Source organism: Micromonospora sp. DT46, assembly GCF_049841735.1.
Lineage (GTDB): Bacteria > Actinomycetota > Actinomycetes > Mycobacteriales > Micromonosporaceae > Micromonospora > Micromonospora reichwaldensis.
Genome location: NZ_JBNCKW010000013.1, coordinates 18,726 through 32,498 on the forward strand (window position 1 = coordinate 18,726; position 13,773 = coordinate 32,498).

The following is a 13,773-nucleotide window of genomic DNA, read 5'->3' on the forward strand; positions in this document are numbered from 1 at the left end:
GTCAGCCGGACCTGCCCGGCACCGCGGGCCGGAACAGTCCGACCGCGACGCTGCCCGGCCGGCGCCGGCGCCCCCGCAGCCACACCTTTCGGGCGAGGTCTGATTGAACACCCGCGACTGGCCGATCCGCTCGAAGCTGACCGCATTGGTCGTCGTGCCGGTGACCGCGCTGCTGGCACTCTGGATCTTCGCCACCACGCTCACCTTCGGGCCCGCCCTCGACCTGCTCGCCGCCCGGACGCTCCTCTACGACCTCGGCCGTCCCGGCGAGACGGTGGTGGCCGAGCTGCAACGGGAACGCCGGCTCTCGGTGGTGCAGTTGGCGGGCGAGAGCGACGCGCCGGGGCTCGCCGAGCAGCGGCAGCGGACCGACCGGGCGATCGCGGAGCTGCGCCGGCGGGTCGGCGGGGAGGAGTTGCGCGACGCCGCCGACGACATCCTCGACGCCCGGCTCGACCAGCTGGTCACCGCGCTGGACGCGCTGCCCGCCGGGCGGGGGTTCATCGACCGGCGGGCGGTGGACCGGGCCGGCGCGGTCGGGCTCTACAGCGGAATGATCAATTCGGCCTTCCAGGCGTTCTCGGCGATGGCCAACCTGCCCGACCGGGACCTCAACCGGCAGGCCCTGGCCGTCACCGGGCTCGGCCGGTCCCGGGAGCTGCTCGGGCAGACCGACGCCCTGCTCGCCGGGGCGTTCACCGCCGGCCGGTTCGCCGACGGCGAGCACCTCCAGCTGGTGCAGACCGTCGGCAACCAGCGGTTCCTCGCCGAGACGGCGATCGCCGACCTGCCCGACGCCGAGCGCGCCGCGTTCCAACGGCTGACCGAGGGGGCGACCTTCGGCCGGCTGCGGGCGATGCAGGACGAGCTGGTGGGCGCCGGCTCCGCCACCCGGCCGACCGTGGACCCGAGGGCCTGGCAGGAGAACTACCAGGCGGTGCAGCAGGCACTGCGGGAGTTCGAGCTGGCGCAGGCCGACGGGCTCGCCGAGCGGTCGGTGCCGTCGGCCGTGCGCATCCTGGTCCGCCTCGGCGCCGCCGGGCTGCTGGGCCTGGCCGCCGTCGTGGTCTCGGTCCTCGTGTCGCTGCGGGTCGGCCGCAGCCTCGCGCACCGGCTCTCCGGCGTACGCACGACCGCGCTGGAGACGGCCGAGCACCGGCTGCCCGACGTGGTGGCCCGGCTGCGCCGGGGCGAGCAGGTCGACGTCGCCCGGGAGGCGCCCCCGCTGGAGTACGGCGGCGACGAGATCGGCCAGGTGGCGCGGGCGTTCACCGCGGTGCAGCGCACCGCCGTGCAGTCGGCCGTCGACGAGGTGACCCTGCGCCGGGGCCTCAACGAGGTGTTCCTCAACATCGCCCGGCGCAGCCAGGGGCTGGTGCACCGGCAGCTCGCGCTGCTCGACCGGATGGAGCGGCACACCGAGGACCCGGACGAGCTGGCGGAGCTGTTCCGCGTCGACCACCTCGCCACCCGGTTGCGGCGGCACGCCGAGGACCTGGTCATCCTGGCCGGCGCGGCCCCCGGGCGGGGCTGGCGCAACCCGGTCGCGACGGTCGACCTGGTCCGGGGCGCGATCTCCGAGGTCGAGTCGTACGACCGGGTCGACATCACCACCGTGGCACCCGCCGGCGTGCTGGGGCGGGCCGTCGGCGACGTGATCCACCTGCTCGCCGAGCTGATCGAGAACGCCACCGCGTTCTCGCCGCCGAAGACCCGGGTCGAGGTCTCGGGGCAGCACGTGGCGAACGGCTACGCGGTGGAGGTCACCGACCGGGGCCTGGGCATGTCCGCCGCCGCGCTGGAGGACACGAACCGGCGGCTGGCCCGCTCGCCCGACTTCGAGCCCTCCGAGACCGCCCGCCTCGGACACTTCGTGGTGGCCCGCCTCGCCGCCCGGCACGGGGTCCGGGTGCGGCTGCGCCCGTCCGACGGCGGCGGGCTGACCGCTGTGGTGCTCATCCCCGCCGACCTGGTCACCGACGAGCCCTCCCTGCCCCCGACCGGCGGCCCGCCGGTGGCGCCCCGGCCCGCCTCGACGTCGGAGGAGCGGCGGCTCGCCCGGGCGAGCCGGCTGGGCACGCTGCCCCGCCCGGCCCGCTCCACCGGGCCCGCCACGGCACCCTCCACCGGGGCTCCGGCCGCCTCCCGCTCCGCCCACGCCGGCACGGGCCCCGCGCGGCCGGCCCCGGACGGCGCGGCCCCCGGTTCGGCCCCGGGTGGGGCGGATACCGGCGGTCCCGCCCCGGTCGAGGCCGTCGGGGAGATCGACGGGCTGCCCCGTCGGGTACGCCGCCGGCCTCCGGCGGTCCGGCCCCGGCACCCGGACACGACCGGGGAGCACTCCTCCGCCGGGGACGCGTCGGGGCGGCGGTCCGCGCTGGACGGCCCGACGCTGCGGCAGCCGGTGATCGCCAGTCCCGCCCCGCGCAGCCCGGAGGAGGCACGGCGGATCATGTCCGCCCTCCAGGCCGGCACCGCCCGTGGCCGGGCGGCGGCCACCGGGACGACCCCGCGACAGGCCGCGCCCGCCGCCGACCGGCCGGACCCGCCTCGTGCGGACCCGAGCCCGACGCCGGCCGACCCGCCGAGTGCGGACCCGAACCCGACGCCGGCCGAGCAGCCGGTGGACACCGAACCCAGGACCGCGACTGAGAGGGACGCCTGATGCATCCGACTAGGCAGAGCGCCGATCTCGACTGGTTGCTCGACGAGCTGGTGGAACGGGTGCCGCCCGCCCGACAGGCGGTGGTGCTCTCGGCGGACGGGCTGCTGATGGGCGCCTCCGCCGGGATGGACCGTGCCGACGCCGAGCACCTGTCCGCGCTGGCGTCGGGCTTCTCCAGCCTGGCCCGGGGCGCGAGCCGGCAGGTGGCCGGCGGGGCGGTCCGGCAGACCGTGGTGGAGATGGAGTCCGCGTACCTCTTCGTCACCGCGGCCGGGCAGGGCGCCTGCCTGGCCGTGGTCGCCGACGCGGACGCGGACATCGGCCTCGTGGCGTACGAGATGGCGATGCTCGTCACCCGGGTCGGGGAGTACCTCAGCGCCCCGGCCCGGACGACGGCGGGGACCGCCGATGCGGGCTGACTCGCCCGGGCCGCAGCACGAGTGGCTCGACGACGACGCCGGCCCGGTCGTGCGGCCCTACACCCTCACCGGCGGTCGGGTCCGCTCGGGCGCGGTCGGCTTCGACCTGGTCGCGTACGTGCTGGCCGAGGCGGCCGCCGACCCGACCGTCCACCCGGAGCTGCACCCCGAGCACCGGCGCCTGGTGGAGCTGGCCGCCCGACCGGTCCCCGTCGCGGAGCTCGCGGTCGACCTCGACCTCGCGGTGGGCGTGGTCCGCGTGCTCCTCGGCGACCTGCTGTCGCGCGGGCTGGTCGCGGTGCACCAGCCGACGGCCGCCGCATACCTGCCCGACGACGACATCCTCAAGGCGGTGGTCAGTGGACTCCGTGCGCTATGACCGGACCGGATCCGAATCCCGGATCCCGCTCGCGTTGAAGATCCTGATCGCCGGGGGGTTCGGCGCCGGCAAGACGACGCTGGTGAGCGCGCTCAGCGAGGTCCGGCCGTTGCAGACCGAGGAGGTGCTGACCGGTGCCGGCATCGGCACCGACGACCTCTCCGGCGTAGAGGCGAAGTCGACCACCACGGTGGCGATGGACTTCGGCCGGATCACGATCAACGACGACCTCCAGGTCTACCTCTTCGGCACCCCGGGCCAGGACCGGTTCTGGTTCCTCTGGGACGAGCTGGCGTTCGGCGCGCTCGGGGCCGTGGTGCTCGCCGACACCCGCCGACTGGCCGACTGCTTCCCGTCGATCGACTACTTCGAGCAGCGGGGCGTCCCGTTCGTCGTGGGGGTCAACTGCTTCGACGGCGGCCGCCGGTTCAGCCTGGAGTCCGTACGCCAGGCGCTGGACCTCGACCCCGACGTGCCGCTGGTGCTCTGCGACGCGCGGGACCGGCAGTCCGGCAAGGAGGTGCTGATCGCGCTGGTCGAGCACGTGGCCCGGCAGCGCGGCGAGCCCGTCCCGGCGGCCTGAGCCGGCGGCGGCCCGGCGGGCGTCTGCCGGCGGGCCGCCACGATTCGGTGGGGGTTTCGGGGCTAAGCAAGCGGCCCAGTGGGAACGCTGGTGGGATCGACGGAGGAATCGGCGGAAGGCGGACGCGGTGACAGGTCAGGGCGAGATCGTCCACATCGGCGGCTACACGGCGCACAGCGGGGGCCGGGCCGCCGGCATCGTCGCGGCGCGGCGGGACCCCGTCTCCGGTGAGCTGACCCCGCTCGGCACCGTCGCGGTCACCCCCTCGCCCTCCTTCCTGGCTCGGCACCCGCGGCTGCCCGTCCTCTACGCGGTGAACGAGCTGCCCGACGGGCAGGTCAGCGCCTTCCGCGTCGGCGCCGACGGCGAGCTGACCCCGCTCGGCACCCGGCCCACCGGGGGCGCGGAGCCCTGCCACCTGGCGGTCGTCCCGGACGGCGGCCACCTCGTGGTGGCCAACTACGGCGGCGGCAGCGTGACGGTGTTCCCGCTCGACCCCGACGGCGCCCCCGGCGAGCGCAGCGACCTGGTGCAGCACGAGGGGCACGGGCCGGACCGGGAGCGCCAGGAACGCGCGCACGCCCACATGGTGAACCCCGATCCGGGCCAGGGCCCGCTGCTCGCGGTCGACCTGGGCACCGACTCGATCTACCGCTACGACCTGGACGCGGCCTCCGGCCGGCTGGTACCCCGGGCACCCCGGGTGCGCACGGCCGCCGGCGTCGGTCCCCGGCACCTGGCCCGGCACCCGGACGGGCGGCGCTGCTGGGTGGCGGGGGAGCTGGACGGTTCGGTCACCGCCTACGAGCTGACCGGCGACGGCGCGCTGCACCAGCGGGGCCGCGTCGAGGCCAGCGACCGCACCGGGCCCGTCCAGCCGTCGGAGATCGCGGTCGGCCCGGACGGACGCTTCCTCTACGTCGCCAACCGGGGAGTGGGCACCGTCGCGGTCTTCGCCGTGGCCGGCGAGCTGCCGGAGCTGGTCGCCGAGGTGGACACGGGCGGGGAGTGGCCGCGGCACTTCGCCCTGGCCGGCGAGCACCTCTACGTCGCCGACGAGCGGGCCGACATGATCCGGGTCTTCCGGGTGGACGCGGGCACCGGCGTCCCGGCTCCGGTCGGGGAGCCGGTGGCTGTGACGTCCCCCACCTGTGTGGTGCCCTGACCAGCCAACATGTCCGCGACATCGACGCCACGGGGCGGCATAACCACGCACCGTAGCAATTCGGTGATCAACTATTTCTTCTGCGTAACTTTCGTCCGAACGGCCCGTGGCAGTCGTCCCGACAGGTCCGCAAGATGGTCACCGTGTCAGCAGGCCGCCATCGCATGCGTACGAATTTCCACGCAGCCACCGCCGCCGCTGCCGTGGGCGTCCTCGCCGTCACGGCCGGCGGCTGGTTCGGCTACCAGCAGCTGGCGCAACCGAACTGCTCGGGCCGTACCGAGCTGTCCGTCGCCGTCGCGGCCGAGCTCGCCCCGGCGGTCGACGCCGCCGCCGCGCGGTGGGTGAAGGACGGTGCCGCCGTGGGCGGCACCTGCATCGCGGTGAACGTCACGGCGTCCGATCCGGTCGACGTGGCCGCGACGGTCGCCGCCAAGCACGGCGTCACCCTGGCCGGCGTGGGGCAGGCCAGCGGCACCTCGGTCAGCCCGGACGTCTGGGTGCCCGACTCCTCCACGTGGCTGCTGCGGCTCAAGACCGGTGGCGCCACCGCCTTCGAGCCGGGCAACGGGGCGTCCATCGCCCGCAGCCCGGTGGTCGTGGCGATGCCGGTGCCGATCGCCACGCGGCTCGGCTGGCCGCAGAAGAAGTTCAGCTGGACCCAGCTCCTGCAGCAGGTGCAGAGCGACAAGCCGTTGCGCACCGGGATCGTCGAGCCGACCCGCGACGCCGCCGGCCTGTCCGGCCTGCTCTCGCTGACGGCCGCCGCCAGCGCCTCCGGCGGCCCCGACGCGGAGAAGGAGAAGGTGGCCGCGCTGCGGGCGCTCGCCACCGACCGCTCGGCGCTGCGGCCGGACCTGCTCGCCCGGTTCCCCACCGCCTCGGATCCCACGACGATCGCGAGCAGCCTGGGTGCGGCGGCGCTCTCGGAAGAGGACGTGATCCAGTACAACAGCAAGAAGCCGCCGGTGCCGCTGGCCGCGCTCTACCTGGAGCCGGCGCCCGCGCCGCTGGACTACCCGTACGCGGTGCTGCCCGGCATCGAGCCGGCCAAGGCGGCGGCGGCGAGGGTGCTCTACGAGGTGCTCGTCACCGACGACTTCCGTGACCAGTTGGCGAGCCGGTCGCTGCGCGCGCCGGACGGCAACTGGGGCGCGGGCTTCGACGCGCCGCAGGGCGCGCCCAGCCCGGCCGGCGGCGCTCCCGCCCCGCCGGCCAACGGCGGCGGATCGGCTCCGGGCGGGCTCGACCCGCAGGCCATGGAGCGCGCCGTCTCCAGCTGGTCGATCGCCACCCAGTCCGGCCGGATGCTCGCCGTCATCGACGTCTCCGGGTCGATGAAGGAGAAGGTGGCCAACGCCGGCAACGCGACCCGGCAGCAGGTCACCGTCGAGGCGGCCCGGCGCGGGCTGAACCTCTTCGACGACTCCTGGTCGATCGGTCTCTGGACGTTCTCCACGCAGCTGGTGGGCGCCCGCGACCATCGGGAACTGCTCACCATCGGGCCGCTGTCCCGCCAGCGCGGCAAGCTGGAGCAGTCCCTGGGCTCGATCCGCTCGTCGAATGGTGACACCGGCCTCTACGACACCGTGCTGGCGGCGTACCAAGAGGTGCAGGACAACTGGGAGCCCGGCCGGGTCAACTCGATCGTGCTGTTCACCGACGGCAAGAACGAGGACTCCGACGGCATCACGCAGCAGAAGCTGCTGGCCGAGCTGAACAAGCTCAAGGACCCGGAGCGGCCGGTGCAGGTCGTGATCATCGGTATCGGCAGCGACGTGAGCAAGGCCGAGCTGAAGTCGATCACCGACGTCACCGGCGGAGGCGCCTTCGTCACCGAGGACCCGACCAAGATCGGCGACATCTTCCTCAAGGCGATCGCGCTGCGCAAGGCCCCGGCCTGAGCCGCAACGCAGCGCGGGGCACACCCGCCGCACGGGATCCGGTGCCGTGGGCCCTTTCCCCGCAAGGGGTTCCTCGGGGAAAGTAGTGACGGTAATGCGTCCGAAGCAATCGGCGAGCGGGGTTGTCGGGGCACGATGTCCTGGTGCCCCTACGGCCGGCCCGCGACCCGGGCCCGGCGTACGGGCCGTCGGCGACCGAAGTGGGGAGGGCCGGTGACCTCAGCGACGCTGTTGACCCCCGCCAGCACGTCGTCGAGACCGGACGAACCGCGGCCAGGGCCGGCCCGCACCCGCGAGCGTGCCTACGTCCGCTCCCTGGTGGTGCTGGACACCACCGTCCTGACCCTCGCCGTGCTCGTCGGGTACGTCGCCCGGTTCGGCGACGACGCCCCCGGCGGATCGAAGATTCCGTACGTTCTGGTCGCCCCCGGGCTGGTCCTCGCCTGGCTGGTCTCGCTGCGGGTGCTGCGCTGCTACGACGACCGCGTCCTCGGCTACGGCGCCGACGAGTACCGGCGGGTCGGCACCGCCAGCCTGCGCCTCGCCGGTGGCATCGCGATCGCCGGCTACATCGCCGACGTGGGCGTCTCCCGGGGATTCCTCGGCATCTCGTTCGCCGTCGGCATGCTCGGCCTGGAGGTGGCCCGGTTCGCCGCCCGCAAGCGGCTGCACCGGGCGCGTTCCGAGGGCGCCGGTTGGTCGCGCAAGGTGCTGGTGGTCGGCGACACCGCGCACGTGCTGGAGTTGGTGCACACCCTGCGGCGCGAGCCGTACGCGGGCTACCAGGTGGTCGGGGCCTGCATCCCGGACGCGCTGCTCGCCCCGGTCGCGCAGCGGCTGGGCGACGTGCCGGTGGTCGGCTCGTTCCGGGGCATCCCCGAGGCGGCCACCGCCATCGGCGCGGACACCGTCGCGGTGACCGCCTCCGGCGAGCTGACCGCCACCCGCCTGCGCCGGCTGGGCTGGCAGTTGGAGGGCACCGGCATCGACCTGGTGGTGGCCCCGGCGCTGACCGACGTCGCCGGCCCGCGCATCCACACCCGGCCGGTCGCCGGCCTGCCGCTGATCCACGTCGAGGCGCCCGAGTTCCGCGGGGCCCGCAAGCTGGTAAAGGGCTTCGTCGACCGGGCCGTCTCGTCGGTCGCCCTCACGCTGCTGCTGCCGTTGCTGGCCGTCGTCGCGCTGGCGATCAAGGTCGACAGCCGGGGGCCGGTGCTGTTCCGGCAGACCCGGGTCGGGCAGGGCGGGCGGGAGTTCGGCGTCTACAAGTTCCGCACCATGGTGGTAAACGCCGACGCCCTGCTGGCCGCGCTGGCCGTCCGCAACGAGACCGACGGCCTGATGTTCAAGATGCGCGACGACCCGCGGGTGACCCGCATCGGGCGGCTGCTGCGCAAGTGGTCGCTGGACGAGCTGCCGCAGCTGGTCAACGTCCTGCTCGGGGACATGAGCCTGGTCGGCCCCCGACCGCCGCTGCCCTCGGAGGTGGCCCGCTACGACGGCGACGTGGCCCGCCGGTTGCTGGTCAAGCCGGGCATGACCGGGCTCTGGCAGGTGAGCGGCCGATCCGACCTGAGCTGGGAGGACGGCATCCGGCTCGACCTCTACTACGTGGAGAACTGGTCGCTCGCGGCCGACCTGACGATCCTCTGGAAGACCTTCGGCGCGGTGGTCAACAGCCGTGGGGCGTACTGAGCGGCCGGCCGCTCAGTCCTGCGGGCCCGTCCAGTCCAGGCACACCACCACCGCGTCGTCGGTCAGGTCGCCGGCGACGAACGCGCGCAGGTCGCCGATCAGCGAGCGGACGGCGTCCAGCGGCTCCATCGGTCCGGTCCGGCGCAGGAACCGGTCGAGCGCGGTCTCGCCGTACCGGACGTCCTGCCCGGTGGCCTCGATGACGCCGTCGCTGACCACGAAGAGCCGATCGTCGCGGCACAGCTCGAAGTGCTGCTCCCGGTAGTCGGTGGCCTCGAACATGCCGAGCGGGAACTGCGCCTCCAGCGGCAGCTCCCGGACCTGCCCGTCGCGCAGCAGCACGAGGCGGGGCGACCCGGCGTCGACCACGGTGAGCAGCCCCGAGCGCAGGTCCAGCTCCATCAGCAGCACCGCGAGGTGCTGGTCTCCCCGGTGCAGGTCGTAGACCGCCTGGTCGGCGAGGGCCGCCTGGTCGGCGAGGCTGAGCCCGGACCGGCGGGCGTTGCGCAGCGCGTGGGTGGCGAGCGAGGTGAGCATCGCGGCGGCCACCCCCTCGCCCGTGCCGTTGATGGTCGCCAACCAGACCCGGCTGCCGTCGTCGGACCAGTCGAAGCTGTCGCCGCGCACCGCGTACGCCGGTTCCAGCTGTCCGGCGAGGCTGAACGACGGGCGGGTCCGGCTGCGGCCCGGGAGCATCTCCCACTGCATCTCGGCGGCGAGGGTGAGCCGCCTGCTACGCCGTGCGGACCGGTACACGTCCGTGCCCGGGGTGACCGCGGCGATCTCGTGGGCGAGCGTGGTGGCGATCTCCGTCAGCTCGTCGAGCGCGGCCGGCCGGGCCGGCACGGGGGTCACGACCAGCACGCCGCGGCGTTCCCCGCGCATGGACACCGGGAGGTATCCGGTGTCGTCGGCGACGATCGGGGCCTGGTGGTCGAAGCAGCGCCAGGCGGGGTGCCCCGGCGCGGTGACGGGCTCGTCCCCGACGAGCGGCAGCAGCGCCGCCAGCCGGTAGTCGACCTGGAGCAGCTCCACCCGGGCGATCCCGTAGTCCGCGGCCAGGACGTCGGCGATCCGGTCCAGCAGCAGGTCGGCGGGCGCCTCGTTGAGGACCTGCCGTGCCCGGTTGACCGGTTCGCTCATCATCGCTCCCTCGTCACGAGCCCAGACTTGGGGATTCGGAGTAGTCTCGGGCCCACCATGGCGGATGTGCACGGTCCCTCCGGACCCGAGACGAGTATGGCCGTCGAGCTCGACGCGGTGGCCGACGCCCTGCTGACGGTCTGGGAGGCCGCGCGGGAGCGGACGACCAGTCGCGTCTCCGGCGCGCAGTTGCGCGCGATCATGCTGGTCGAGCAGCACGAGGGGATCAACCTCCGCGGCCTGGCCACCGGGCTCGACATGCTGCTCTCCTCCGCCAGCCGGCTCTGCGACCGCCTGGTGGCGGCGGGCATGCTGGAACGGGAGCCCGGCCGGTTCGACCGGCGGGAGATCTCGCTGCACCTGACCCCGGAGTCCCGCCGGCTCCTCGCCGAGCTGCGGGACGACCGGCGCCAGCAGCTCGCGGCGATCCTCGCCGACATGACCGCCGAGGGGCGGCAGGCTCTCCTGCGGGGCATGCGGGAGTTCGACGAGGCGGCACGGCACCGGAACGCCTCCGTGCAGTCCGTCGAGGCGGCCGGCCCCTGGCCGGCGGTGCCGCGGGAGCGCCCGGTCGGCCTACCGGCGCAGGAGCAGCCGGGGAACGGGCCGCGGGTGGCCAGGACGGCCTGACCCGGCCGGAGCGGGCACACGGGTTCCCCGCGTCGACGGGGTTCGCCGAAGGATCGGGCGTGGCCGGCGGACACCCGGCCGCGACGGTTCGGCCGGTCAGGGCGCTGCCGCCGCGACGGCCAACATCGCGATGTCGTCCTGGCTCTGCCCGTCGAGCCACTCGTCGACGGCGTCGAGGAGCCGGTCGACCAGCGCGGCCGGGGCCAACCCGGCGGCCGAGGCCAGCGCCGCGCGCAGCCGCTCCTCGCCGAACATCTCCTGGCCGCCGGGGCCGCCGCGCGCCTCCACGACCCCGTCGGTGTACGCGAGCAGCAGCTCGCCGGGGCCGAGGCACAGCTCCGCCTCGGCGAACCGGGCGGTGGCCAGCGCGCCCACCGGCATCCCGCCGACCGCGACCGGGGCGACCTCACCGTCGGCCCGGACCAGCAGCGGGGACGGGTGGCCGCCGCCGGCGATCCGGACGGTGCACCCGCCGCCGGGCGCGGCGTGGAGGGTGCCGAGCAGCAGGGTGGTGAACTGGCTGCGGCGGGCCGCGTCCGGGGAGTCGAGAAGCGCCTGGTCGAGCAGCCGCATCAACTCCAGCGGCCGTTGCTCGACCAGGCGCAGGGTCCGCAGGGACTGGCGGACCCGCCCGGTGAGGACGGCCGCGCCGACGCCCTTGCCGGCCACGTCCCCGAGGGCGAAGATCGCGCCTCCCGGGATGGGGAAGACGTCGTAGAAGTCGCCGCCGATGCGCAGCCGGTCCCCGGCCGCCCGGTACCCGCCGGCGAGGGTGGCGCCCGGCACGGCCGGCAGGTCGGGCGGGAGCAGGCTGTTCTGCAACACCCGCGCCAGGTGGACCTGTTCGCCGTAGAGTTCGGCGGCGCCGAGGGCCGCGCCCGCGCGGGCGGCGAACTCCCGGGCCAGCTCGACGTCGCGCCCGGCGAAGCCGGCCCGCCCGGCACGACGGACCAGCACCAGGGCTCCGGTGGTGCGTCCGGCGCCCCGCATGGGGCTGACCAGCACGGTGCCGGGCCGGCCGAAGCCGGGCGGAAGCACGGAGGACAGGCCGGCCGTCTCCTGATCCGGCCACGGGGCCGGGTTGGCCGCGTGCCCGGCCAGCGCCTCGGCCAGGCCGGGCAGCGAGCCGGTCAGCGACCAGGTCGCCAGCCCGGTCGCCGGGGCGGGATCGACCCCGTCGTACCGGATCCAGTGCGGCTGGCCCTCGGCGGGCGGGGGCGGCAGGTGGACCACCATGGCCAGGTCGGCCAGGTAGGGGACGGGCAGGGTCGTGGCGGTCCGCAGCGTCTGCTCGCGCTGGAGCGACAGCCCGAGGCGGCTGCCGGCCTGGGCGAGGAACGTCGTCCGGGACCGCTCGACGCCGAGCGCCTCGGTGCGCGCGTGTTCCTCGGTGACGTCCCGCACGTACCAGGCGTGCCGCCCGTCGGCCAGGTCGCGTCGTACGCCCCGCAGCCGGCGACCGCCGTGTTCGGCGTCGAAGCTGTCCGCCCCGGCCCTCACCGACCGGGCCATGGCTGGTATCGGACAGGTGCGCAGGTCGGTGCCGGGCACGAGCTCGGGGAGGAGGGCGGTCGCCATCGCGTTGACCAGGGTCACCAGCCCCGCCCGGTCGGCCGTCACGACCGCCTCGGTGAGCCCGTCGAGCACCTCCCGGGTCAGCCGGGAGTCGACCGGGCGCGCGGGGTCGGGGGAGAGGCCGGAGCGGAAGCGGGCGGGCTGCCCGCCGTCGGCCGGGCGCGTGCCACCGCCCCCGGGAACGGTGGTCACCGCCGCTCGCCGGGCGCCCCGGTCGGTCGACCTGTGCGCATGCTGGTCGTGCTCTCCTCGGTTGGGGGTGGTTGCCTCGGGACAAGCGTACCGAGGCGGGGCGACGCCACCCCCGGGGGAATCCGGCTCAGGCCGCCCGGGCCAGCCAGCCGGCCGGGCGCGCCAGGATCCGGCGTACCACCGAGCCGGCCCCGCCGACGGCCGCGGCGGCGGCGCCGAGGGACGCCGGGCGGACGGTGACCGGCGACCAGGCCGCGGTGAGCACCCGCCGGGAGATCTCGGCGAGCACCGGCGGGCGCAGCCACGGCGCCAGCGGGGCGTACCCGCCGCCGAGCACCACGGTGTCCAGGTCCAGCAGGTTCACCACGCCGGCGACGGCGACCCCCAGGGCGGTGCCGGCCTCGGCCAGGGCCCGCAGCGCGCCCGGGTCGCCGGCCCCGGCCAGCTCGGCCAGCCGGGTCGTCGCGGTGTCCGCCGGCAGGTCCGCGCCGGCGAGGCCGGCCGCGGCGAGGATCGCCTCCTGACCGGTGTACGTCTCCAGGCAGCCCCGCCCGCCGCACCGGCAGGGCGGGCCGTCGGGCCGGATCGGGAGGTGACCGATCTCCCCGCTCCAGCCGCGTGCGCCCCGGAACAGGGCTCCGTCGAGCACGATCCCGGCGCCGATGCCGACCTCGCCGGAGATGTGCAGGAAGCTGGCCCGACCCGCCGGCCCGGCGTGCAGCTCGCCCAGCGCGGCGAGGTTGGCCTCGTTGTCGACCACCAGCGGCGGTACGCCGTCGACGTGCGCGGTCAGCGGCGGCCCCTCGGCGAGCAGCGCGGGGACGGGCACGTCGCGCCAGCCGAGGTTCGGGGCGAGACGGACCAGGCCGGCGTCGTCGACCAGGCCGGGCACCGCGAGGGCGGCGCCGGCCAGGGTGAGCCCCTCGCGGGCGGCGTCGGCGCGGGCGCGGGCGGCCAGGTCGGCCAGCCGGGCGAGCGCCTCGGCGGGGGAGACGGGCCGCAGGTCGGCGCGGTGCACGGTGTGGTGGCGGACCCGGCCGGCGAGGTCGACCACGCAGGCGGCCAGGTAGTCGACGTTGACCTCCAGGCCGAGCCCGGCCGGGCCGTCCGTGGCGAGCACCAGGCCCCGTGAGGGCCGTCCCGCGCCGGTCCGGGGCGTCGGCTCCGACTCGGCGACCAACCGGCCGGCGAGCAGGTCCTCCACCACGGCCGAGACGGTGGCCCGGGTGAGGCCGGTGCCGGCGGCCAGCTCGGCCCGGGAGGGCGGGCGGTCGGCGGCGGCGATCCGGCCGAGCACCACGGCGAGGTTCCACTCGCGCAGGCTGCCCTGCCGCACCGGTCCGGGCGGGGCGTCGGGTCGGGTCACCCCTTGACACTGCCACAGGCCCGCCAAATAATTCAACCACTGAACAAATAGCGGACG

At 75.5% G+C, this 13,773-nt stretch carries 11 protein-coding genes; 8 read left to right on the top strand and 3 right to left on the bottom strand.

The window, feature by feature from the left end; genetic code table 11:
• Positions 1-103 precede the first annotated feature (103 nt).
• From ACLQ20_RS28780 to ACLQ20_RS28810, 7 genes are all read left to right on the top strand, one after another.
• On the top strand, positions 104-2,665 hold the full coding sequence (locus tag ACLQ20_RS28780) for a nitrate- and nitrite sensing domain-containing protein (protein ID WP_425858159.1): 2,562 nt from the start codon (positions 104-106) through the stop codon (positions 2,663-2,665).
• Positions 2,665-3,084 carry a roadblock/LC7 domain-containing protein gene (locus ACLQ20_RS28785; protein WP_151453307.1) on the top strand — a complete coding sequence of 140 codons (420 nt, stop codon included), beginning with the start codon at positions 2,665-2,667 and terminating at the stop codon, positions 3,082-3,084. The genes ACLQ20_RS28780 and ACLQ20_RS28785 overlap by 1 nt, the downstream gene beginning before the upstream one ends.
• On the top strand, positions 3,074-3,463 hold the full coding sequence (locus tag ACLQ20_RS28790) for a DUF742 domain-containing protein (protein WP_151453306.1): 390 nt from the start codon (positions 3,074-3,076) through the stop codon (positions 3,461-3,463). The genes ACLQ20_RS28785 and ACLQ20_RS28790 overlap by 11 nt, the downstream gene beginning before the upstream one ends.
• Positions 3,444-4,046 (top strand): GTP-binding protein, encoded by a 603-nt coding sequence (locus ACLQ20_RS28795; RefSeq protein WP_151453305.1) that lies wholly within the window; start codon positions 3,444-3,446, stop codon positions 4,044-4,046. Before ACLQ20_RS28790 ends, ACLQ20_RS28795 begins: the two co-directional genes overlap by 20 nt.
• Positions 4,047-4,173: 127 nt before the next feature.
• Positions 4,174-5,211, top strand: a complete 1,038-nt coding sequence (locus tag ACLQ20_RS28800; RefSeq protein WP_151453304.1) for a lactonase family protein — start codon at positions 4,174-4,176, stop codon at positions 5,209-5,211.
• Between the two features lie 143 nt (positions 5,212-5,354).
• Positions 5,355-7,115 carry a VWA domain-containing protein gene (locus ACLQ20_RS28805; RefSeq protein ID WP_151453303.1) on the top strand — a complete coding sequence of 587 codons (1,761 nt, stop codon included), beginning with the start codon at positions 5,355-5,357 and terminating at the stop codon, positions 7,113-7,115.
• 213 nt (positions 7,116-7,328) lie between these two features.
• Positions 7,329-8,810, top strand: coding sequence for a sugar transferase (locus tag ACLQ20_RS28810; protein ID WP_151453302.1), 1,482 nt, complete (start codon positions 7,329-7,331; stop codon positions 8,808-8,810).
• Positions 8,811-8,822: 12 nt separating this feature from the next.
• Here ACLQ20_RS28810 and ACLQ20_RS28815 read toward each other — a convergent pair whose 3' ends face one another.
• Positions 8,823-9,953, bottom strand: coding sequence for a PP2C family protein-serine/threonine phosphatase (locus ACLQ20_RS28815; RefSeq protein ID WP_327029409.1), 1,131 nt, complete (start codon positions 9,951-9,953; stop codon positions 8,823-8,825).
• Positions 9,954-10,049: 96 nt separating this feature from the next.
• Here ACLQ20_RS28815 and ACLQ20_RS28820 point away from each other — a divergent pair, with 96 nt between their 5' ends.
• Positions 10,050-10,583, top strand: coding sequence for a MarR family transcriptional regulator (locus tag ACLQ20_RS28820; RefSeq protein WP_151453300.1), 534 nt, complete (start codon positions 10,050-10,052; stop codon positions 10,581-10,583).
• A gap of 96 nt (positions 10,584-10,679) precedes the next feature.
• On the opposite strand, the gene ACLQ20_RS28825 is transcribed toward ACLQ20_RS28820, so the two are convergent.
• Positions 10,680-12,350, bottom strand: coding sequence for a PP2C family protein-serine/threonine phosphatase (locus tag ACLQ20_RS28825; RefSeq protein WP_327029408.1), 1,671 nt, complete (start codon positions 12,348-12,350; stop codon positions 10,680-10,682).
• 127 nt (positions 12,351-12,477) lie between these two features.
• Entirely contained in the window at positions 12,478-13,716 is a 1,239-nt protein-coding gene (locus ACLQ20_RS28830) for an ROK family protein (RefSeq protein WP_225852012.1), read from the bottom strand.
• Positions 13,717-13,773: the final 57 nt, after the last annotated feature.